The organism is Pedococcus sp. 2YAF34, from assembly GCF_052114585.1.
Taxonomy (GTDB): Bacteria; Actinomycetota; Actinomycetes; order Actinomycetales; family Dermatophilaceae; genus Pedococcus.
The window spans coordinates 17,893-37,329 of the sequence record NZ_JBFRFA010000007.1; the positions used below are offsets into that span (position 1 = coordinate 17,893).

22 protein-coding genes are annotated in these 19,437 nt (G+C 72.3%); 13 read left to right on the plus strand and 9 right to left on the minus strand.

The genetic code is table 11. The features are described 5' to 3' along the window. The first annotated feature begins 130 nt into the window (after nt 1-130). From AB4Z02_RS05655 to AB4Z02_RS05665, 3 genes are all read left to right on the plus strand, one after another. The gene (locus AB4Z02_RS05655; RefSeq protein ID WP_441969956.1) at nt 131-1,075 is read left to right on the plus strand and encodes a hypothetical protein; all 945 of its coding nucleotides are present in this window, start codon (nt 131-133) and stop codon (nt 1,073-1,075) included. A gap of 313 nt (nt 1,076-1,388) precedes the next feature. Further along, nucleotides 1,389-1,988 (plus strand): DUF4126 domain-containing protein, encoded by a 600-nt coding sequence (locus AB4Z02_RS05660; RefSeq protein ID WP_056881874.1) that lies wholly within the window; start codon nt 1,389-1,391, stop codon nt 1,986-1,988. A 97-nt stretch (nt 1,989-2,085) separates the two neighbouring features. Further along, a complete protein-coding gene (locus tag AB4Z02_RS05665; RefSeq protein WP_441969957.1) occupies nt 2,086-2,853 on the plus strand; it encodes a CPBP family intramembrane glutamic endopeptidase in 768 nt (255 codons plus the stop codon). Nucleotides 2,854-2,901: 48 nt separating this feature from the next. Here the strand turns inward: AB4Z02_RS05665 and AB4Z02_RS05670 are convergent, their stop codons facing one another. Together AB4Z02_RS05670 and rsmI are read right to left on the minus strand one after the other, a co-directional pair. Further along, complete coding sequence (locus tag AB4Z02_RS05670) at nt 2,902-3,666, minus strand: hypothetical protein (RefSeq protein ID WP_441969958.1); 765 nt, start codon at nt 3,664-3,666, stop codon at nt 2,902-2,904. Between the two features lie 65 nt (nt 3,667-3,731). After that, complete coding sequence (gene rsmI / locus AB4Z02_RS05675; RefSeq protein ID WP_441969959.1) at nt 3,732-4,574, minus strand: 16S rRNA (cytidine(1402)-2'-O)-methyltransferase; 843 nt, start codon at nt 4,572-4,574, stop codon at nt 3,732-3,734. Between the two features lie 42 nt (nt 4,575-4,616). Here rsmI and AB4Z02_RS05680 point away from each other — a divergent pair, with 42 nt between their 5' ends. Beyond that, entirely contained in the window at nt 4,617-6,173 is a 1,557-nt protein-coding gene (locus tag AB4Z02_RS05680; protein ID WP_441969960.1) for a dolichyl-phosphate-mannose--protein mannosyltransferase, read from the plus strand. Nucleotides 6,174-6,190: 17 nt separating this feature from the next. Beyond that, nucleotides 6,191-6,451, plus strand: a complete 261-nt coding sequence (locus AB4Z02_RS05685; RefSeq protein WP_441969961.1) for a hypothetical protein — start codon at nt 6,191-6,193, stop codon at nt 6,449-6,451. A 45-nt stretch (nt 6,452-6,496) separates the two neighbouring features. On the opposite strand, the gene AB4Z02_RS05690 is transcribed toward AB4Z02_RS05685, so the two are convergent. Genes AB4Z02_RS05690 through AB4Z02_RS05700 form a run of 3 tightly spaced genes read right to left on the minus strand, consistent with a single transcriptional unit; the run spans nt 6,497 to nt 11,288 of the window. Then, on the minus strand, nt 6,497-8,716 hold the full coding sequence (locus AB4Z02_RS05690; protein WP_441969962.1) for a TIM-barrel domain-containing protein: 2,220 nt from the start codon (nt 8,714-8,716) through the stop codon (nt 6,497-6,499). Next, nucleotides 8,713-10,857 (minus strand): ATP-binding protein, encoded by a 2,145-nt coding sequence (locus tag AB4Z02_RS05695; protein WP_441969963.1) that lies wholly within the window; start codon nt 10,855-10,857, stop codon nt 8,713-8,715. Before AB4Z02_RS05695 ends, AB4Z02_RS05690 begins: the two co-directional genes overlap by 4 nt. 2 nt (nt 10,858-10,859) lie before the next feature. Beyond that, on the minus strand, nt 10,860-11,288 hold the full coding sequence (locus AB4Z02_RS05700; RefSeq protein WP_056881881.1) for a response regulator: 429 nt from the start codon (nt 11,286-11,288) through the stop codon (nt 10,860-10,862). A 224-nt stretch (nt 11,289-11,512) separates the two neighbouring features. Between AB4Z02_RS05700 and AB4Z02_RS05705 the strand changes: the two genes are divergently transcribed. Together AB4Z02_RS05705 and AB4Z02_RS05710 are read left to right on the plus strand one after the other, a co-directional pair. Next, the gene (locus AB4Z02_RS05705; protein ID WP_441969964.1) at nt 11,513-12,238 is read left to right on the plus strand and encodes a response regulator transcription factor; all 726 of its coding nucleotides are present in this window, start codon (nt 11,513-11,515) and stop codon (nt 12,236-12,238) included. Next, nucleotides 12,231-12,473 carry a hypothetical protein gene (locus tag AB4Z02_RS05710; protein WP_156399747.1) on the plus strand — a complete coding sequence of 81 codons (243 nt, stop codon included), beginning with the start codon at nt 12,231-12,233 and terminating at the stop codon, nt 12,471-12,473. Before AB4Z02_RS05705 ends, AB4Z02_RS05710 begins: the two co-directional genes overlap by 8 nt. Nucleotides 12,474-12,475: 2 nt before the next feature. Here AB4Z02_RS05710 and AB4Z02_RS05715 read toward each other — a convergent pair whose 3' ends face one another. Continuing rightward, on the minus strand, nt 12,476-12,901 hold the full coding sequence (locus AB4Z02_RS05715) for a response regulator (RefSeq protein WP_441969965.1): 426 nt from the start codon (nt 12,899-12,901) through the stop codon (nt 12,476-12,478). 48 nt (nt 12,902-12,949) lie between these two features. Further along, entirely contained in the window at nt 12,950-13,960 is a 1,011-nt protein-coding gene (locus AB4Z02_RS05720) for a phosphotransferase (protein WP_441969966.1), read from the minus strand. Nucleotides 13,961-14,056: 96 nt separating this feature from the next. On the opposite strand from AB4Z02_RS05720, the gene AB4Z02_RS05725 reads away from it, so the two are divergent. Beyond that, entirely contained in the window at nt 14,057-14,428 is a 372-nt protein-coding gene (locus AB4Z02_RS05725) for an ArsR/SmtB family transcription factor (RefSeq protein ID WP_441969967.1), read from the plus strand. 71 nt (nt 14,429-14,499) lie between these two features. Beyond that, complete coding sequence (locus tag AB4Z02_RS05730; RefSeq protein ID WP_056881886.1) at nt 14,500-15,405, plus strand: cation diffusion facilitator family transporter; 906 nt, start codon at nt 14,500-14,502, stop codon at nt 15,403-15,405. 40 nt (nt 15,406-15,445) lie between these two features. On the opposite strand, the gene AB4Z02_RS05735 is transcribed toward AB4Z02_RS05730, so the two are convergent. After that, complete coding sequence (locus AB4Z02_RS05735; RefSeq protein ID WP_441969968.1) at nt 15,446-16,054, minus strand: sulfocyanin-like copper-binding protein; 609 nt, start codon at nt 16,052-16,054, stop codon at nt 15,446-15,448. Nucleotides 16,055-16,149: 95 nt separating this feature from the next. Between AB4Z02_RS05735 and AB4Z02_RS05740 the strand changes: the two genes are divergently transcribed. Next, nucleotides 16,150-16,974 (plus strand): MBL fold metallo-hydrolase, encoded by an 825-nt coding sequence (locus AB4Z02_RS05740; RefSeq protein WP_441969969.1) that lies wholly within the window; start codon nt 16,150-16,152, stop codon nt 16,972-16,974. A 99-nt stretch (nt 16,975-17,073) separates the two neighbouring features. Next, on the plus strand, nt 17,074-17,394 hold the full coding sequence (locus AB4Z02_RS05745) for a GYD domain-containing protein (RefSeq protein ID WP_056881889.1): 321 nt from the start codon (nt 17,074-17,076) through the stop codon (nt 17,392-17,394). Here AB4Z02_RS05745 and AB4Z02_RS05750 read toward each other — a convergent pair. After that, the gene (locus tag AB4Z02_RS05750) at nt 17,388-17,699 is read right to left on the minus strand and encodes a hypothetical protein (RefSeq protein ID WP_441969970.1); all 312 of its coding nucleotides are present in this window, start codon (nt 17,697-17,699) and stop codon (nt 17,388-17,390) included. The genes AB4Z02_RS05745 and AB4Z02_RS05750 overlap by 7 nt on opposite strands. A gap of 196 nt (nt 17,700-17,895) precedes the next feature. Between AB4Z02_RS05750 and AB4Z02_RS05755 the strand changes: the two genes are divergently transcribed. Next, nucleotides 17,896-18,663, plus strand: a complete 768-nt coding sequence (locus AB4Z02_RS05755; protein WP_441969971.1) for an ABC transporter ATP-binding protein — start codon at nt 17,896-17,898, stop codon at nt 18,661-18,663. Beyond that, on the plus strand, nt 18,660-19,421 hold the full coding sequence (locus AB4Z02_RS05760) for an ABC transporter permease (protein WP_441969972.1): 762 nt from the start codon (nt 18,660-18,662) through the stop codon (nt 19,419-19,421). The genes AB4Z02_RS05755 and AB4Z02_RS05760 overlap by 4 nt, the downstream gene beginning before the upstream one ends. The last annotated feature ends 16 nt before the right edge of the window (nt 19,422-19,437 follow it).

Consider the following 19,437-nt stretch of genomic DNA (forward strand, 5'->3'; position numbering starts at 1 on the left):
GGTATCCAGCCCGCCCGGCGCCCGCGCGCCCCAACTTTGGACCACTCGCCCGAGAGCTGGGCGGGGCAACGCCGCGGAAGCCTGTGGACAACACGAACCGCGCCGCCTCGTCATCGGGGACCGTGGGACGGTGCCTCGTCGCAAGCTTCCCCTCCGCACCCTCGACCCGCGGCTCCCGTTCACTCGCGCCGAGGCGCTTCGGGCGGGCATCGACGACGCCGCGCTCGCCAGCTCCGCGTACCACCAGGTCTTCTGGGGCGTCCACCTCTCCGCCGATGTCGCCCCGACCCTGGTGATGAGGGCGCTGGCAGCGCTGACCATCTCGCCCCCGACCGCCGTCGTCACGCACCACACGGCGGCTCGGCTCTGGGGCGGGGTGCCGCCGGACTCCTCCGACGTCCACCTCACCGTGCCCAGGGTCCACCGCCCCAAGGTGGCCGGCATACGCCCGCACCGAGTCGTGCGCATGCCGGTGCCCGTGACCCGGCGGGGGCTGCCGATGACGTCTGCGGAACGGACGTTCCTCGACCTCGGCCGGTGGTGCGACCTCGTCGACCTCGTGGTCCTCGGCGACTCGCTCGTCCGTGCGGGCGCGACCACTCCCCAACGCCTCGTCGATGCCGCCGCGACGTGGGACGGCACGCACCGGACGCTGGTGCGGCGGGCGGCGGCATTCGTCCGTGACCGCGTCGACTCGCCGATGGAGTCACGGCTGCGCATGCTTCTGGTGCTCGCGGGGTTGCCCGAGCCGGTCGTCAACATCGACGTCGCGGACCAGGACGGGCGCGTGCGGTACCGCATCGACCTGTCGTTCCCGGACCAGCGGCTGGGCATCGAGTTCGACGGCCGCCACCACATCGAGCGGCAGGGGCAGTGGGAGAGCGACCTGCTGCGTCGCGAGGACCTGGAGTCGGAGGGCTGGAGCTTCGTCGTGGTGTTGGCCTCGCAGCTGTACGGCGACCCGGCCGGCGTGCTGGCTCGCGTGGCGGCGGCCATGCGCACGCACGGCATACGGGTGCCGCGCCGGCTGGACCCGCAGTGGCGGCGCCACTTCCCCGGTCGCGACGAACGCTGAGCGCCCACCCCCCTTCCGCCCCCCGCCCCCAACTTTCGGCCACTCGCCCGGTATCCAGCCCCTCCCCTCCGCCAGCGCCCCAACTTTCGGCCACTCGCCCGGTATCCAGCCCCTCCCCTTCCGCCCCCCGCCCCCAACTTTCGGCCACTCGCCCGGTATCCAGCCCCTCCCCTCCGCCCGCGCCGCCAACTTTCGGCCACTCGCCCGGTATCCAGGGCCCACCCGACCCGCGCGCCTCCTCGCGCGCGGCACCACGCCGGGTCGAGTAGACATGTCCCCACGGGCGCACCCGCCCGTCCACAGGAGGTGGCCGATGATCGCCGCACTGACCGGCATGGGGCTGTCCGCGGCCGCGGGGCTCAACGCCTACATCCCCTTCCTGCTCGTCGCCCTCATCGCCCGCTTCAGCGACGTCATCACGCTGCCGCAGTCCTACGCCTGGGTCGAGTCGTGGTGGGCCATCGGCATCGGCGTGGTCCTGTTGCTCGCCGAGGTGGTCCTCGACAAGATCCCCGCTGTCGACACGGTCAACGACGCTGTGCAGACCTTCATCCGGCCCACGTCGGGCGGACTGGTGTTCGCCGCCACGTCGGCCGCTGAGGACCTCGACCGATCGACCTGGATGACCACGCACCCGTGGGTCGGCGTCGTCCTCGGCGTCCTGGTGTCCGGCCTCGTCCACACCGGCAAGACCGTCGCCCGGCCGGCGATCAACGCCGGCACGCTCGGGTTCGGGGCGCCGGTCGCCTCGACAGTCGAGGACGGGGCGTCGGTCGGGCTCAGCCTCGTGGCCGTGTTCGTCCCGGTGCTCGTGGTGCTCCTGCTCGTGGCCCTCGCGTGGCTGCTCATCTGGCTGTGGCTGAAGGTCCGCCGCTGGCGGCGGCGGCGCGACCGAAGGGCCGCCCTTGCCTGACCCGTCCGCGACCGACGGGCCGCCCATGCCTGACCCGTCCGCGACCGAAGGCCCGCCCTCGCATGAACCGTCCAGCGTCAGCGGAGAGACTGGCCCCATGACCGTCTCCACCCCGCTGTCACGCCGCAGCCTGGTCACCGAGACGGTCCTGGTCCTCGGTGTCAGCCTGGGCGCCTCCGCCATCTACTCGGTGCTCCAGCTCGTCGACAAGCTCACCCAGCAGGTGGCCCTCAACCAGCAGACGACGACGATGAACTCGTCGGTCACGCCCGACCGGCCCTGGCTCGACCTCGCCTACCAGCTGGCGCGGATCGTCCTGCCGCTCGTGCCGGTCGCCCTCGCCCTGCACCTCCTGCGGCGCGAGCGCCCCGACGCACACCACGCGATCGGGGCCGACCTGCGCCGGCCCGGTCAGGACCTGCTCCGCGGCCTGGCCCTCGCCGCCGCCGTGGGCCTGCCCGGGCTCGGGCTGTACGCCGCGGCCAAGGCCTTGGGTGCGAACACCACCGTCGCGGCGGCGAACCTGACCGACCACTGGTGGACGGTGCCCGTGCTCGTCCTGGCCGCCGTCCAGAACGCCGTCCTGGAGGAGGTGGTCATGATCGGCTACCTCTTCACCCGGTGGCGCCAGGCCGGCTGGTCGCTGCCGGCAGTGGTGGTGACCTCTGCCCTGATCCGCGGCTCGTACCACCTGTACCAGGGCTTCGGCGGCTTCGTCGGCAACATCGTCATGGGGCTGTTCTTCGGGTGGGTCTACACCCGGACCAAGCGGGTCGGACCGCTCGTGGTCGCGCACACCGTGCTCGACGTCGTGGCGTTCGTCGGCTACGCCCTCCTCAAGGACCACCTGTCGTTCCTGTCCTGAGGAGGGCGCGCCGCGGCCGGGCCGGCGCGATCCCGGCAGTGAGGCTGCCTACTTCTTCGGCAGGTCGATGACCTTGCTGGGCGCCGGAGCCGTGACGGCCGGGACCTTGTCCCACTCGCTGAAGTCGAGCTTGCCCGGGCTGTCCTTCGGCCCCTCGATGCGCAGCAGCGTCGCCTTGCCGTCGGCCGAGACGAGCAGCGCCGCCCCGTCGCCACCGGTCCGCTCGGTGAGCTTCCAGGCGTCGGCGCCGTCGACGGTGGTCTTGGAGACCCGGGTGTTGGCGCCCTCGAGGACGCTCAGCTCCTTGTCGTCGAACATGTCCGTGAGCATGCCCTTGATCGTCAGGTCGCCGAACTCCTTCGCCTGCGCGGCAGGCAGGTTCACGTACTTGTCCCGCAGGGTCTTCGCCCGGGTCGCACCCACCTGTTGGGCCCAGAAGTCCTCGGTGGCCGACAGGTAGTTCTTGCCGCCGACGGTGAGGATCGTGATCTTGGAGTCGGCGCCCTGGCCCAGCTCGAGGCTCTGGTTGCTGCCGTCGACGGTGCCGGCGAGGTCGATCGACAGGGTGTCACCGGCATCGGTGAACTCGCCCGAGATGTGGCCGCTCTCGGAGGCGAGGGCGGTCTTGCGGGCCTGCGCGTAGAGCTCGGAGGCCGAGGGCGGCTTGGCCTCGGTGGTGGTGCTGCTCGACGACGACGACTTCGAGGAACCGCTCGCTGCGGCCGGCTCCTTCTCGGAACCACAGCCGGCGAGCCCGAGGGCGACGGCGAGCGGGACGACGGCCGCGAGGGCGCGACGTGGCGGACGGGACATGGGTGACCTCCGTGAGATGGGAGGCACCCCTTCCGCGCCCCCGTGCCGGGCACGATACGCCCGAATCACCCCAGTTGGACGTAGGCGTCGTAGAGGGTCTTCTTGGACAGTCCCGTCGCGGCGGCGACGTCGGCGCACACGTCCTTGAGCCGCTCCCCCGCCTCGACGCGCTCCCGTATCGAGGGCAGCGCCTCGTCCACCGAGGTCACCCTCGGGATCGCGCCGGCCACGACGACCGTGATCTCACCGCGCACCCCGTCGGCGGCCCAGGCAGCGAGCTCGGCGAGGCCGCCGCGGCGGACCTCCTCGTAGGTCTTGGTGAGCTCGCGGCACACGGCCGCGCGCCGGTCGCCGCCCCAGGCCTCCGCCATCGCCTGCAGGCTCGCCTCGATGCGGTGCGGCGCCTCGAAGAACACCATCGTCCGGCGCTCGTCGGCCAGGGCCGCCAGCACGCGCCCGCGCTCACCGGCCTTGCGCGGCAGGAAGCCCTCGAAGCAGAAGCGGTCGACGGGGAGCCCCGACACCGCGAGCGCCATCAGCACCGCACTGGGTCCGGGGACGCAGGTCACCCGGATGCCGGCGGCCACCGCGGCGTCGACCAGGCGGTACCCGGGGTCCGACACCGACGGCATGCCGGCATCGGTCACGACGACCACCCGCTCGCCGGCGCGCAGGCGCTCGACGAGCTCCGGCGTCCGGGAGGCCTCGTTGTGCTCGTGGTAGCTGAGCACCGCGCCACCCGGCGTCACGCCGAGCTCGGCGCACAGGCGCCGCAGGCGGCGGGTGTCCTCGGCCGCGACGACGTCGGCGGACCCGAGCTCGGCCGCCAGCCGCGGGGCGGCGTCCCGGGGGTCACCGATCGGGGTCGCCGCGAGGACGAGGACGCCTGCCTCTGGCTGTGGTGTCACGTCGGTCATCCTGTCAGGCCTGCTGTGCATACGATGTCGCGCATGACCCGGACGGACGAGCTGCGATCACGCCTGCTCGGGTTCCGGCCCACCGACACGCTCTGGGGCTGGCTCGGCCCCCTGTTCTTCGCCGTGGTCGGTGGCCTCATGCGTTTCTGGTCCCTGGGCCGCCCGCACCAGCTGGTGTTCGACGAGACCTACTACGTCAAGCAGGGCGTCTCGATGCTCGAGTACGGCGTGGAGATGCGGGTCCCCGACTCGCTCAAGAAGCCGGACGAGCTGTTCACCCGTGGCACGCCCGACGTCTTCGGCACCGAGGGCGACCTCGTGGTCCACCCACCCGTCGGCAAGTGGATCATCGCGGTCGGGGAGCACCTCTTCGGCACGACCTCGTCGTGGGGCTGGCGCTTCTCGGTCTGCGTCCTCGGCACCTTGTCGATCCTCATGGTCGGGCGCGCCGCGCGTCGCCTCTTCGGGTCGTCGTTGCTCGGCACGCTGGCGGCGTTCCTGCTCGCGTTCGAGGGGCACCACTTCGTCCAGTCGCGCACCGGGCTGCTCGACCTCATCGTCATGTTCTGGGCGCTCGCGGCCTTCTGCGCGCTCCTCATCGACCGTGACCGCACCCGGGCGATCCTCGCCGAGAAGGCCGCCGCCATGACGCCGCGCCAGCTCGCGACGGGGCTCGGGCCGTGGCTGGGCTGGCGTCCGTGGCGCTGGGTCGCAGGCATCTGCCTCGGCCTCGCCACCGGCACCAAGTGGTCGGGGCTGTTCTTCCTCGTGGCGTTCGGGCTCATGACCGTCTGGTGGGACCTCGGCGCCCGTCGGGCCGTCGGGGTGGGTCGGCGGTTCTCCGGCATGGTCGTCCGCGACGGCCTGTGGGCCGCGCTCGTCATGGTCGGCGCCACCCTCGTCACCTACCTCGTGTCGTGGGTCGGGTGGTTCCGCTCCCCCCTCGGGTACGACCGGCAGTGGGGCGCGGTCCACCCCTCGAAGGAGGCGCCCTGGGTCCCCGATGCGGTGCGCTCGCTGTGGCACTACCACCAGGAGATCCTGAAGTTCCACATCACGCTCAACGACGACCACCCCTACCGCACCAACCCGTGGTCGTGGGTCGTCCAGGGCCGGCCGACGTCGTTCTTCTACGAGGGGCCCAAGCGCGGTGAGGACGGCTGCACCGTCGCGCAGTGCTCCAAGGCGATCACCTCGATCGGCACCGTCTCCATCTGGTGGCTGGGCGCAGCCGCGATCATCGTGCTCCTCTACTACCTGCTCTTCCGCCGCGACTGGCGCGCCGGGGCCGTCCTCATGGGCCTGGTCGGCGGCTACCTGCCCTGGTTCGACCTCGAGGAGCGGACCATCTACTCCTTCTACACGGTCGCGTTCGAGCCGTGGGTCGTGCTGGCCGTGGTGTTCGTGCTCGGCCTGGCGCTCGGCACCCGCACCGCGTCGCGGCGCCGGCGCGAGGTCGGCCTCTACGTCGTGGGCGCCTACTGCCTGCTCACCCTGGCGATCTTCGCGTTCTTCTGGCCGATCTACACCGCCCAGGTCATCCCGCAGGACCAGTGGTCGCTGCGGATGTGGTTCCCCAGCTGGGTCTGACACGGCAGGCTTGCCCCGTGACGCGGTTCGAGTTCGCCCCGGGGACCGTGGGCATGATGATCGACGACGAGGACGTCGCCCGGCTCGACGCGGCCAACGCAGTGCTGCGGGCCACGTTGCGCGAGGTCCGCGACGAGCTCGCGGGCCAGCCTGTCGGGGCGGTCCACGACGAGCTCGTACGCCGCCTGCGCGCCCGGGTGGGCGACGGCTTCACCGTCCGCGACGCCGACCTGCGCGCGGACGCCGAGGCGATCAGCGACGGGACCCTGTTCGGCTGACGCCGCGCTCACCTCACCCCGGACCGGGCTGCCCTCGCGCCGCGTTCAGCGGGCCATCAGCAGCTCCGACACGGCGCCGAGCAGGAACGGTGAGACCTCGAGCGCCTGCAGCGCGACCAGGGCGTCCGCGGGCGTGGCGCTGGTGCGGACCGCGTCGTACGCCGCGGCCTTGAGCTCGAACCCCGTCTGCGCGCGGTCCAGGACGTCGAAGACCCTTGCCAGGGCGTCCTGCTCGCCACCCACGACGACGGTCTCGTAGCTGCGGTCGACAGGCAGGGTCGAGGCGTCTCCCTCGACGTCGTGCACCGTGAGGCTGCCCGCGGCGTCGTCCCATGACAGGTGGGTGCGGGCCCAGCGTGAGTCGTCGCGGTCCTCGACGAGGGTGAACGCGCCGTCGGCACCGGCGTGCACGCGGACCTCGACCCGCGAGGGCAGGTCGGTGCCGAAGGTCACGGCGTCGGCCGGGACCATCGGCACCACGGCACCGGCCCGCGCGAGCACCGGGATCGAGCCGAGGTCGCGGTACAGGTGCAGTGAGCGACCACCGCGGTACGTGGTGCCGGTGAACACGTCGACCCACTCCCCCTCGGGCAGCCAGGCCTTGACCCGGGCGAGCCCGGTCTCCCGGTCGGCGGGCGTGGTGATGGGGGCGACGAGCAGCTCGGTGCCGAACATGAACTGGTTGGGCACGCTGTAGGCAGCCGGCTCGTCGGGGTGGGAGTAGTACATGGGCTCGACGACCGGGCGGCCCTCGTGCGCCCGGACGTTCATGGTGGCGAGGTAGGGCAGCAGCTGGTGGCGCAGCCGCAGGAACTCCGACATCACCTCGCGCGCCCGCGCCCCGAAGCGCCAGGGCTCCTTGGTGTTGAACGGGTTCAGTCCCGAGTGGAGGCGGTTGACCGGGGAGAAGACGCCGAGCTGCACCCACCGGGTCGCGAGCTCGTCGTCCTTGTAGCCCTTGAAGTGCCCGCCGATGTCGTGGCTCCACCAGCCGTACCCGGCGTTGGATGCCGTTGCGGTGAAACGGGGTTGGAAGTCGAGGGACTCCCACGAGATGACGGTGTCGCCGGAGAACCCGATCGGGTAACGGTGGCTGCCGATGCCGGCGTAGCGCGAGAAGGTCAGCGGGCGCCGGCCGTCGCGGCCGGAGTCGAGGTAGTGGAAGTGGTTGAGCAGCCACAGCGGGTCCAGACCCGGCACCCGGGTGACGCCGCCCTGCTGCCAGTCGAGCCACCAGAAGTCGACGCCCTCGCGCTCCAGCGGGTGGTGCAGCTCCTCGAAGTAGGCCTCGAGGAAGTCGGGGTCGGTGGGGTCGAATGCCACCGCCACCTCGGACTCCGGGTCGACGCCGACGCGCTCGGCCATGGCCCGGTAGGCCTTCTCGTGGGCGTGGACGCCCTCGGCCGGGTGCACGTTGAGCGACGTCGCCAGGCCACGCCCGTGCAGTCCGTCGAGGAACGCCTGCGGGTCCGGGAAGAGGTCGGTGTTCCAGGTGTAGCCCGTCCAGCCGCTGCCGTACCGCGGGTCGATGTCGACGAGGTGCCAGTCCATGTCGATGACGGCGACGGACAGGGGCACGTGCTCGTCGCGGAACCGGTCCATCAGCGCGAGGTACTCGTCGGCGGAGTACGGGTGGTAGCGGCTCCACCAGTTGCCCAGGGCGTAGCTCGGCAGGACCGGCGCCGGGCCCGTGAGGGTGTAGAGCACCTCGAGCGCGCGCGTGAAGTCACGGCCGAAGGCGAAGACGTACAGGTCGAGGTTTCCGTTGCGGCGCGAGGCGATCCAGCCCTCGTCGGTGAGCAGGACCGTCGAGGAGTCGTCCACCATGGCGACGCCGTCGTAGGCGAGCACGCCGCCCTCCAGCTCGATGGCGCCGTCGACGTCGTCGAGGGTGCGGGCCGTGCCCCCGAGGTTGGGGCTGTCGACGCCGTAGCGCCAGACGCTGTCGTTGGAGTGGAAGCCGCCCTTGGCGCGCACCGACAGTCCGTGGGTGGTGAACTCGCCGCAGTCGTACGTCAGGTGCAGCCGGTCGGTGCTGATCTCCAGCTGCCCCTCGGGACCGTCGCCGCGGGTCAGCGTGAAGTCGCACGGTGGGAAGGCGCGGTTGAGGGCCATCTGCGAGGCACGGTCCTCGAACTCACCCGTGGGGCTGTACTCCAGCCGCACCAGCCCGGGGTCGAGGACCGTGATCCGGTAGTGGTCGCCCTCGACGACGTTCGCCGCATCCGCGACCGGGTGTGTGTCGAGCCGGAAGTGTGCTTTCACTGCTCTCCTTCATCGAGGTGTCCGTCGCGGCCGGGCGACTCGGGACGGTGGCCGAGGTCCGCCGCCAACGGCAGCAGGGCGGGCGGGATCGGGGTCACCGCGCCCTGCAGCGGCATCGACAGCGTGAACGTGGACCCGATGCCCTCCTTGGACACCGCTGAAACGGACCCGCCGTGCTGGCTCGCGATCGCCCGCACGATGGACAGCCCGATGCCGGTGCCGGGGATCGCACGGCGCTGGGCCGTCGAGGAGCGGAAGAAGCGGCTGAAGAGCTGGTCCTGCTCGTCCTCGGGTACCCCCATGCCGGTGTCGGCGACGGCAAGGGTCGCCAGCCGGCCCGCGCGCCCGGCCGTCACGGTCACCGACCCACCGTCGGGCGTGAACTTCACGGCGTTGCTGAGCAGGTTGGCCAGGAGCCGCTCCACCTGCGCGGCATCGGCGAGCACCATGAGCGGCTCGGCGTCCAGCACGAGCTCGACCGACAGGTCACGGTCGCGCAGCAGGGGGTGCAGGCCGTCGACCGCCTCCTGTGCGCAGGTGCGCAGGTCGAGGTCGCTCAGCTCCAGGCGGGAGGCGCCCGACTCGAGGCGGGAGGCGGTGAGCAGGTCCTCGATGAGCACCATGAGGCGCTGGCCGTTGCGGCGTATGCGGGTGAGCATGTCGCGCTGGTCGGCGTTCACCTCACCACCGATGCCGTCCATGAGCATCTCGGTGTAGCCGACCACGCTGGTCACCGGCGTCCTCAGCTCGTGGCTGACCGACGACACGAAGGTGGACTTGGAGTCGTTGAGCCGGTGCAGGTCGCGCACGAGCTCACGTTCCTTGACCAGGGCCGCCTCGAGCACCTGGCGGGCTGCGTGCTGCTCGGTCGTGTCGACGAGCTGCACCGTGAACATGTGGTCGCGGGCGTCACGGCGCAGCGGCGAGAACACCAGCTCGAGCCACCGGGAGGGCTCTCCGGCCAGCTGCACCTCACCGCGCCAGCCCCTACGGTCGCCGGCGATGAGCGCCAGCAGCCCCTCGCGGACCTCCTCACGGCCTGGCTGCAGGAAGTGCCCGAGCCAGTCACCACCGCCGAGGAGCTCCTCGCGCCGTCGTCCCAGCAGGCGGGCGGCGACGTCGTTGAGCTCCACCGCGCGGGGGTGGTCGTCCTCGCAGCGCAGGATGAACATCCCCAGCATCGCGTCGGCGAAGCCCTGGCGGAACAGCTCCTCGCTGTCGGTGACCCGGGCCAGCAGGTCACGGCCCTGCTGCACGGTCAGCGCCAGGGGCAGCACCGTGAACGCGCACACGGCGAGGAACACCTGCACCAGCCCCGAGACCTCGTCGGGGTCCACGCGGCCGCCGGTGGCGGTGAGGGCGAGCGGACCGGTGCCGTGCGCGGTGAAGAGGCTGACGACCACCCCGAGCACCAACAGCTGGATGGCGGTCGTGCGCACCGAGTTGCGCAGCGCGCCCCAGACCAGGACGGGTATGGCGACGAAGGCGACCGGCAGCCCGCTGGCAAGGCCGAAGACGACGGAGGAGACGGCCAGCAGCGCCGCCCACTGGACGACGAGCTCCCAGAGCGGTCGTGCCACGGCACCCGCCCGCGCCAGGAACAGCGGCAGGATCACGAGCAGGGCGGCCAGGTGGGCGGCACCGATGGCCCGCCAGGCCAGCAGCAGGTCGCCGCCGGTGAGCGTCGCCGCCGTCAGGCCGCCGACACCGCCCGCGACGAGGGCACCGGCCACCGAGGCGAGAAGCAGCCGGGAGAAGTCGGCCATGGTGCGCAGCGAGCGACCGGGGCCGCCGAGCTCGGTCATGAGCACGACCACCACCGCGCACTCGGCCGTGTTCGCGACGGAGTACCCCAGGGCAGCGCCCGTGGCGCGACCCCCGATGAGGTTGGCCAGGAAGCACACGGCCCAGACGCCGCCGACCATGACCCAGCGACGCCGGGGGCCACGGGCCAGCAGCACCGCGCCGGCGCTCACCCCGGCCGCGGGCCACCACGCGGCCACGGTGCCGCCCCGCGGGGCCAGGGCCACGGACCCGAGCATGAGGACGAAGACGAGCAGCAGCAGCGCCGCACCGAGGACGCCCCGGCGCCACCGGCGGACCGACGCTCCCCAGGGTCGCGCGGCAGCGCTCGCGGTCACGGTCAGTCGCCCGGGATGCCCGGCAGCGAGGGGATGACGACGACCGACGGCGGGTGCAGCTCGGTGCGCTCCATGAGCAGCTGGGTCACCACGGCCATGATGTGGGCCGGGCTGAACGGCTTGGTGATGTAGCTGTTGGCCCCGGCGAGCAGCCCGGCGTCGATCTCGAAGGGAGAGGTGCGCGAGCTCACGAGGATGACGGGCACCTCGAGCAGGTGCCGCTGCCGCCGGATCCACCAGCACACCTCGATGCCGCTCAGACCGGGCATCTGGACGTCGAGCAGGACGATGTCGGGGGACAACGTCTCCAGCATGTGCACGGCCTCGCGGCCGTCCTCCGCCACGACCGTCTGGGCACCCGTGCGACCCACCGCGAGGGAGAGCAGCTCGCGGATGTCCGCGTCGTCGTCGGCGATGAGCGCGAGGGGCATGACACCAGCATTCCTCATCCGGGGCGGGGACGGGCTCGAAGGGTGCAGGGGGTCCCATCGAGCCCGTCCGGTCACTGCGGCCCCGTGGAGGGGAAACCCAGGGCCGTGACCGACACCCGGGGGGTGCCGTGCCCCATCGTGCCCCGCCGCGCATGAAGGAGGCGACGCCCTGCCCCAGCCGCTGCGTGAAGATGCCGTGAAGACGTGGACCTAGACTCGGGCCCATGGCCCGGCTGCTGGTGGTCGACGACGAGGCACAGATCGTGACGGCCCTGACCCGCGCCCTGGAGCGGGAGGGGTACGACATCGAGTCCTCGCGCACGGGCCTGGACGCCGTGGCGCTCACCGCCGCCGGCTCCCCCGACCTGATCGTCCTCGACCTCAACCTGCCCGACATCGACGGCACCGAGGTCCTGCGGCGCGTGCGCACCTGGAGCAGCGTGCCCGTGCTGGTGCTGTCCGGCGACGGCGAGGAGCAGCGCAAGATCGAGGCGCTCGACGAGGGGGCCGACGACTACCTGGAGAAGCCGTTCGGGCTCGGCGAGCTCCGGGCCCGGGTGCGGGCCCTGCTGCGTCGCGCCGGCGCCACCCCCGACTCGTCGACGGTGACCTCGGACGGCCTGGTGGTCGACCTGGGCCTGAAGTCGGTGTCGCTCGAGGGAGCGACCGTGCGGCTGACCCCCACGGAGTGGCGGTTGCTGCAGCTGTTCGTGTCCCAGCCCGGCAAGCTGCTGACCCACCAGTACCTCATCGGCAAGGTCTGGGGGGCCGGCCACGGCGAGGAGACGCTGCAGACGCTCCGGGCGCACCTGCGCTCGTTGCGGCGCAAGCTCGGCGACGACTCCAAGGAGCCGCGCTTCATCCGCACCGAGACGCGGATCGGCTACCGCTGGGTGGCGCCCGTCGCCCCGGCCGCTCGGGAGGCTGGTGGGACGGTGGCCGGTGGCTGACGACGTCGACCACCGGGTGCGCAACATCCTCGCGGCGCTGCGCGGGCACCTCGAGCTGGCTCACGAGTCCGCCACGAGTGGGGTGGCCGGCGGCGACGTCCTCGAGGACCTCACCAACGCGCTCGACACCCTGGGCCGCCTCGAGTCACGGCTGGGAGTCCAGGTCGACACCGGTTCCGGCGCGACGCCCCCGCCGGCCGCCGGCTCGAGGACCCACCAGCCGGACAGACCCTGAGCTCAGGCCCCGGCCAGCTCGACGAGCCGCGGGGGCAGCTCACGATCCGGCTGGGCACCACGGATGGCCCGGGCGACGACCGACACCAGCACCTTGGTCTGGAACGGCTTGCGCACCACTGCCACGGCCCCGGCGGCCAACGCCTGCACCTCCACCTCGGGCTCCACCGAGGCGGTCAGCAGGACCACCGGCACCGTGGAGCCCGACCTCGCCAGCTCGGACAGCACGTCCATGCCGTCGACGTCGGGCATCCGCGGGTCGACGACGAGGCAGTCCGGCGGCTGGTCGGCGAGCCCCCGCAGCGCCGCCGCGCCGTCGGCGACCGAGCTCACGGCAACCCCCACGTGGGCAAAAATGCGCTCGACGAGGACACGGATGTCCTCGTCGTCCTCGGCGACGAGGATGCGCACGCCCCGGCTCTGCACCACCGGCCCCCCTTTGCCTCGATCGCGGCATTTCGGCTCGTGCCAGGATTCTCACACAGGCGGAGCCGCATCGCCGGTGTCCTGCCTGCCGGGGGTCACGACGCTCCCGCCGGTGTCCTGGCTGCCGGAGGCCACGGCGGCGAGGAGGTCGTCGAGCACCCGCCTCGTGTGCGGCTCACTGATGACCTCGCCGACCCACGCCTCGGCGTCGTCCCTCGTCGGCGACCGCCGGTTCGGCGCCAGCCAGTCGCCCGCGGCCGTCTCGGTGATGTGGCCGAGCTGGGCGATGAGCATGGAGAAGTGCCCGCGGCGCGTGACCGCACCGGGTCCCCCGACCTCGGCGTAGGCGCCCGTGAGCGCCCTGGCCCGGCCGGGGTCGGTGCGCCCGAACTCGAAGAGGACGCAGGCGAGCTCGTGGCTCGGGTCGGCCGGGCCGCTCTGGTCCCAGTCGACGACGCAGACCCCACCGTCCGCGGCGGGCAGCACGTTGTCGGCCCACAGGTCGCGGTGGCAGGTGCGCAGCTGCGACGGCGGCTCCATCCACCTCTCCAGTGCGACCAGCTCGTCGCGCAGGCCTGCGAGCGGTTCGGCGAAAGGCGCCCGCGCCGCACGCAGCCGGGCGAGCAGCTCGTCCCAGCGCGCAGCGCCGAGCGGCGTGTGCGACCACGCGTCCGGCTCGCCGCCGCCGTCGTACGGGACCCGGTGCACGGCTGCCACCACGGCCCCCACCACGGCGGGGTCGAGCAGCGGGTCGGGGGCGCCGAGGTCCACCCAGCCGTGGACCCTCACCTGGTGCGGCCCGCTGTCCGCCAGCACCGCGCCGTCCACGGTGCGCACCACGACCGGCGTCGGCACGCCGGCTGCGTACGCCGCCTCGTGGAAGGCGGTCGCGGGCGCGACCTCCCGCTCGGTACGCCGCTCGTGCCCCACCTTGACGGCCCACACGGCGTCGCTGGTCTCCAGGCGCCACACCTCGCCCTGCCGGCCGCGGGCCACCGGCCCGTCGGAGAGCCGCAGGGCGCGCCCCAGCCCGAACCGGTCGGCGACCTCGGCTGCGTCCACCTCCCTACTGCAGCACAGGGACCGGCCAGCGTGCACAGCTTGCGCCACCCCTCCCCTCCATCGACAATCCTCGATGGAGGGAAGGGGTGAGGTGCGATGGCTGACTCGGCGGCGGGTCCTGCTGTGACCGGCTCCGGCGCGCGCCGTGGCTCCCGGGCAGAGGAGCTGCCCGCCATCCGCGTCGGTGCCACCATGCCGCGGGAGGAGGCCGAGCGCAGGGCGGCCCTCCTCAAGGCGGTGGCGGACCCCGCCCGGCTCCAGGTGCTGGGCATCGTCAGGGGCTCACCCGCCGGTGAGGCCTGCGTGCGGGACCTCGCCGAGGCCGTGGGCCTCAGCCAGCCGACCATGAGCCACCACCTGCGCATCCTCGTGGAAGCCGGCCTGCTCACGCGCGAGCGCCGGGGCACGTGGGCCTGGTACACCCTCGTGCCGGAGCGCCTGGCCCACGTGGGCACGCTGCTCGACTGAGCCAGGCCCGGCCGGAACCACGGACCGAACGCCTACGATCGAGCCATGCACCCGCTCGAGCAGGCCGCCACGTGAGCGGCGGCCACTCGCACGCGCACGGCCACGCCGGGACCGCCCACCGCTGGCGGCTGCAGGTGGCCTTCGTCCTCGTCGCCGCCTACTTCGTCGTCGAGCTCGTCACCGCCCTCACCTCCGGCTCGCTGGCCCTGCTCAGCGACGCCGGCCACATGGCCGCGGACGTGGTCGCGCTCGGGGCTGCGCTGCTCGCCACGCGGATCGCCACCCGCGCCGACACCACCGGCCGGCGGACGTTCGGCTCCTACCGCGCAGAGGTCTTCGCGTCGGGCCTCGCGGTGCTGCTCATGGTCGCCGTCTCGGTCTACATCGCGGTCGAGGCGGTGAGCCGGATCGGCCGAGGTGCCGACGTCGCCTCCGGCCCGATGCTCGTCGTCGGCGCCCTGGGGCTCGTGGTCAACCTGGTCTCCCTCGTGCTCCTGCGCGGGGGCGCCGCGGAGTCGCTCAACGTCAAGGGCGCCTACCTCGAGGTCGTGGCGGACACGCTCGGGTCGCTGGGCGTGGTCGCCGCCGGCGCGCTCGTCGCCTGGACCGGCAGCGCCTGGTGGGACACCGGTATCGCGCTCGCGATCGCCGCGTTCGTCGCCGTCCGGGCGGTGTCCCTGGGCCGCGAGGTGCTCGTCGTCCTCGGCCAGCACGTGCCCGCCGGCATGGACCCCGACGAGGTGGCCGGCGCACTCGGTGCGGTGCCCGGCGTGACCGACGTCCACGACCTGCACCTGTGGACGCTCACGTCCGGCATGAACGTCGCCACCGCCCACCTGGTCACCGCGTCCGGGGTCGACGCCCACGAGGTCCTCGACGAGGCCGGCCGCGTGATGCGCGCGTCGTTCGGGGTGGAGCACGCGACGCTGCAGGTGGAGCCCGACACCCACACCGGGTGCCAGGAGATCACCTGGTGAGGATGCGGGCGCGGTCTCGCGCGAGGGCCAGGGCGAGGTCTCAGCGGACGACCAGCTCCGCGTGCATGCCGTCGGCGTAGTGGTTCGTGAGGTTGCACACCAGCTCGTAGTGGCCCGGCGCGAGATCCAGGGTCACCCAGCCCACGGCGCCCGACTCGATACCGTCACCCTCCCCGGCCGCGCACGAGCGCGAGGCCTCGCCGAGGCTTCCCGCCTCGTCCACCTTGCCGTCCGCACCGGGCACCCGCCGGCCCTCGACGGCACCTGCCGCCAGGGGCAGGACCACCAACTCGTGGGTGCGCCAGCCGAGGTTCTCCACCAGGAGGGAGACCGTGCCGGCGGTGATCGTCGTCGGGGTGGCGCGCAGCACCATCCGCGCACCCCTCGGTGCGTCGCCGGAGCCCACCGCGTTCATGCCCATGTCGGACAGCTGCACCCGCACCACCTCGCCCGGTACGGCTGAGGGCGGTGCGCAGGTGAGCCGGCGGTAGGCCATGCCGCTGTCGCCCATCATCCCCGTCCCGGCGCGCGACCCTCCGCCCATCATGCCGCCGCCCGTTCCGTCGGTGCCGCCGCAGGCAGCCAGGGGAAGGGCCGCCACGACCGCGGCGACCGCAACGAGCCGACGACGTCTGCTGAGCCCGGTCACGGGACCAGTCCACGCTCGCCACCAGGCCACGCCAAGGGGCCAAGGTCCCCGCCCGGCCAGGGTATGGCCTCGCGCCGGGTGGGTAGGGAGCGCGCATGGACATCGAGCTGCAGCTGCCCCCGAACCAGGTCGACACCGGCGAGGAGGACTCGGTGCGCTTCATCGGCAACGCGACGGTGCTGCTGCGCTACGGCGGGTTCACGATCCTCACCGACCCGACGTTCGTCCACCGACACGAGAAGGTCGACCTTGGCCACGGCCTCCACGCCACCCGCCTCACCGACCCCGCCATGGAGGTCGAAGAGCTGCCACCGCTCGACCTCGTGCTGCTCTCGCACTACCACGGCGACCACTTCGACCAGGTCGCACAGGCGAAGCTCGACCGGTCGCTGCCCGTCGTCACGACGCCCCAGGCCCGCGACCAGCTGCACGAGCTCGGGTTCGGCCAGGCCGTCGGGCTCGACACCTGGGACGCCGCGACGGTGCGCAAGGGCGACCGCCGGCTGCGCATCACCTCCTGCCCGGGCCGCCACGGCCCCGGCATCAGCGACCTGGCGCTCCCCGACGTCATGGGCAGCGTGCTGCAGGCCGACGACGCCGCGGTCTCCACGATCTACGTCAGTGGCGACACGCTCATGTACGACGACCTGGGGCAGATCCCGAAGCGGTACCCCGAGGTCGACCTCGGGCTCTTCCACCTCGGCGGCACCAAGGTGCTCGGGATCATGGTGACGATGGACGCCGAGCAGGGCGTGGAGGCCGTGCGGCTCATCGACCCGAGCACGGCCATCCCCATCCACTTCGACGACTACGACGTCTTCACCTCACCCTTGAGCGACTTCACGCAGGCGGCCGAACGTGAGGGGCTCGGTGACCGCGTGGTGGTGCTGGAGCGCGGGCAGGCCCATCCACTCAGGTGAGGCGAGCGCCCCGGATCTCACCCGCATGGCGGATCCGGCACACCCTCGCGGTGGCGACGCTGGAGGTGCCGGGCCTCGTCGACACCCAGGAGGTATGCCATGGCTCGCTACCTGTTCATCGCCCGCTACGAGAGCTCCGGGATGCAGGGCGTCCTGGCCAAGGGCGGCAGCGCCCGGGCCAAGGTCATCTCCGACGCGGCACAGGCCGCCGGCGGGAGCATGGCCTCGTTCGACTTCGCGTTCGGCGACGACGACGTCTTCACGGTCTGCGAGCTGCCGGACAACCGGGCGGCCGCCGCCCTCGCCATGGCGGTCAACGCCAGCGGGCTGACGCACGTGCGGACCGTCGTGCTGCTCAGCCCCGAGGACGTGGACGCCGCCAGCCATCAGGACGTCAGCTACACCGCGCCAGGTCAGTGACGGGTCGCGGTCAGTGAGGCGGACTGGCCGGCCAGGGTGTCGATCGGCTCCCGCCCACGACTGCGCGGCGACGTCGCGAGGACCACGGCGCCGAGGACGTTGACCAGCAGGAGGGCCACGCCTCCCCACAGGACCGGTGGCTCGAAGCCCGCGACGTCGAAGGTGGTCACGGCGACCGGCACGTCGGCCTGACCCTGCGCCGGCGAGACGACGACCCGCAGCTCGTCCAGCCCTGTGCCTGCGGGCACCTCGAACCTCCCGACCTGCTGGCCCTCACGGTGGGGGCCGTAGGTGAAACGGGCCACCCGCGACCAGTGCTCAAGGTCCTGCGGCTGGACCTCCGGCCCCCAGCGGCGAACTGGTCGAACACGGTGCGGTCGCTCGCAGGACCTTTGCAGGACAGCGCTTTTCGCAACCACCCACCCAAGCCCGGCTTGCGGCTGCACCCCGGTCGAACTGGTGCTTGACCTTGACGCAGGGTCAAGGTTGCACGCTCGTGGCATGACCACGAAACCACCACCGGCCGCCATCCACGTCGAGGGCCTGCAGAAGTCGTTCCAGGCCCTGCACGTCCTGCGTGGCGTCGACCTCGACGTCCCGCCGGGCAGCATCGTCGCCCTGCTCGGGTCCAACGGGGCAGGAAAGACCACCGTCATCAGGATCCTGTCGACCCTGCTCGCCGCCGACGGCGGCACCGCCACCGTCGCCGGGTACGACGTGGCCACGCAACCGGCCGACGTGCGCCGGTCGATCAGCCTCACGGGTCAGTTCGCCGCCGTCGACGAGGTGCTCACCGGACGGGAGAACCTCGTCCTGGTCGCGAGGCTGCGCCACGTCGGCTCACCCGGGACGGTCGCCGACGACCTCCTCCGCCGCTTCTCGCTCACGGAGGCGGGTGGTCGCAGGGTCTCCACCTGGTCGGGCGGCATGCGACGGCGCCTCGACCTCGCGATGAGCCTCATCGGCGACCCGCCGGTCGTGTTCCTCGACGAGCCCACCACGGGGCTGGACCCGCAGGCCCGCGTCGAGGTCTGGGCCGCGGTCCAGCAGCTCGCCTCGGCCGGGACGACGGTCCTGCTGACGACCCAGCACCTCGAGGAGGCCGAGCCCCTCGCCGACCGCATCGCGATCCTGCACGAAGGTCGGATCCTCGTGGACGGCACCCTCGCCGAGCTCAAGGCGCTGCTGCCCCCGGCACAGGTCGAGTACGTCGAGAAACAGCCCACCCTCGAGGACGTCTTCCTCGCCCTCACCCAGGAGCACGCATGAGCACTCACTTCGCCGCCGACACCACCGTCCTGCTCGGGCGGTCGATGCGCCACGTCACCCGCAGCCTCGACACGATCATCACGACGGCGGTCATGCCGATCGCGTTCCTGCTGCTGTTCGTCTACGTCTTCGGCGGCGCCATCTCGGCGGGGCCGGGCCGCTATGTCGACTACCTGCTGCCCGGCATCCTGCTCATCACCGTCGCCACGGGCGTCTCCTACACCGCGTTCCGCCTCTTCCTCGACCTGCAGAGCGGCATCTTCGAACGCTTCCAGTCGATGCCGATCGCCCGGTCCTCGGTGCTGTGGGCACACGTCCTCACCTCGGTGCTGGCCAATGCCATCTCGCTGGTGCTGGTCCTGCTCGCCGCCCTGCTCATGGGGTTCCGCAGCGGTGCAGGAGTGCTGGCGTGGCTGGCCGTCGGCGGCATCCTGCTCGTGTTCACCCTGGCCCTGACCTGGATGGCGGTCGTCCCCGGCCTGACCGCGAAGTCGGTCGACGGGGCCAGTGCCTTCTCCTACCCGCTGGTCTTCCTGCCGTTCGTCAGCTCCGCCTTCGTCCCCACCGCGAGCATGCCCGGGCCGGTGCGTGCCTTCGCCGAGCACCAGCCGGTGACCTCGATCGTCGACACGATCCGGAGGCTGTTCGCCGAGCAGCCGGTCGGCGGCGACATCTGGGTGGCCCTCGCCTGGTGTGCCGGGGCCCTCGTCGTGGCCTACCTGCTCGCCATGGCGACCTATCGCCGCAAGGCCGCCTGACGGATGTGCCTGGACC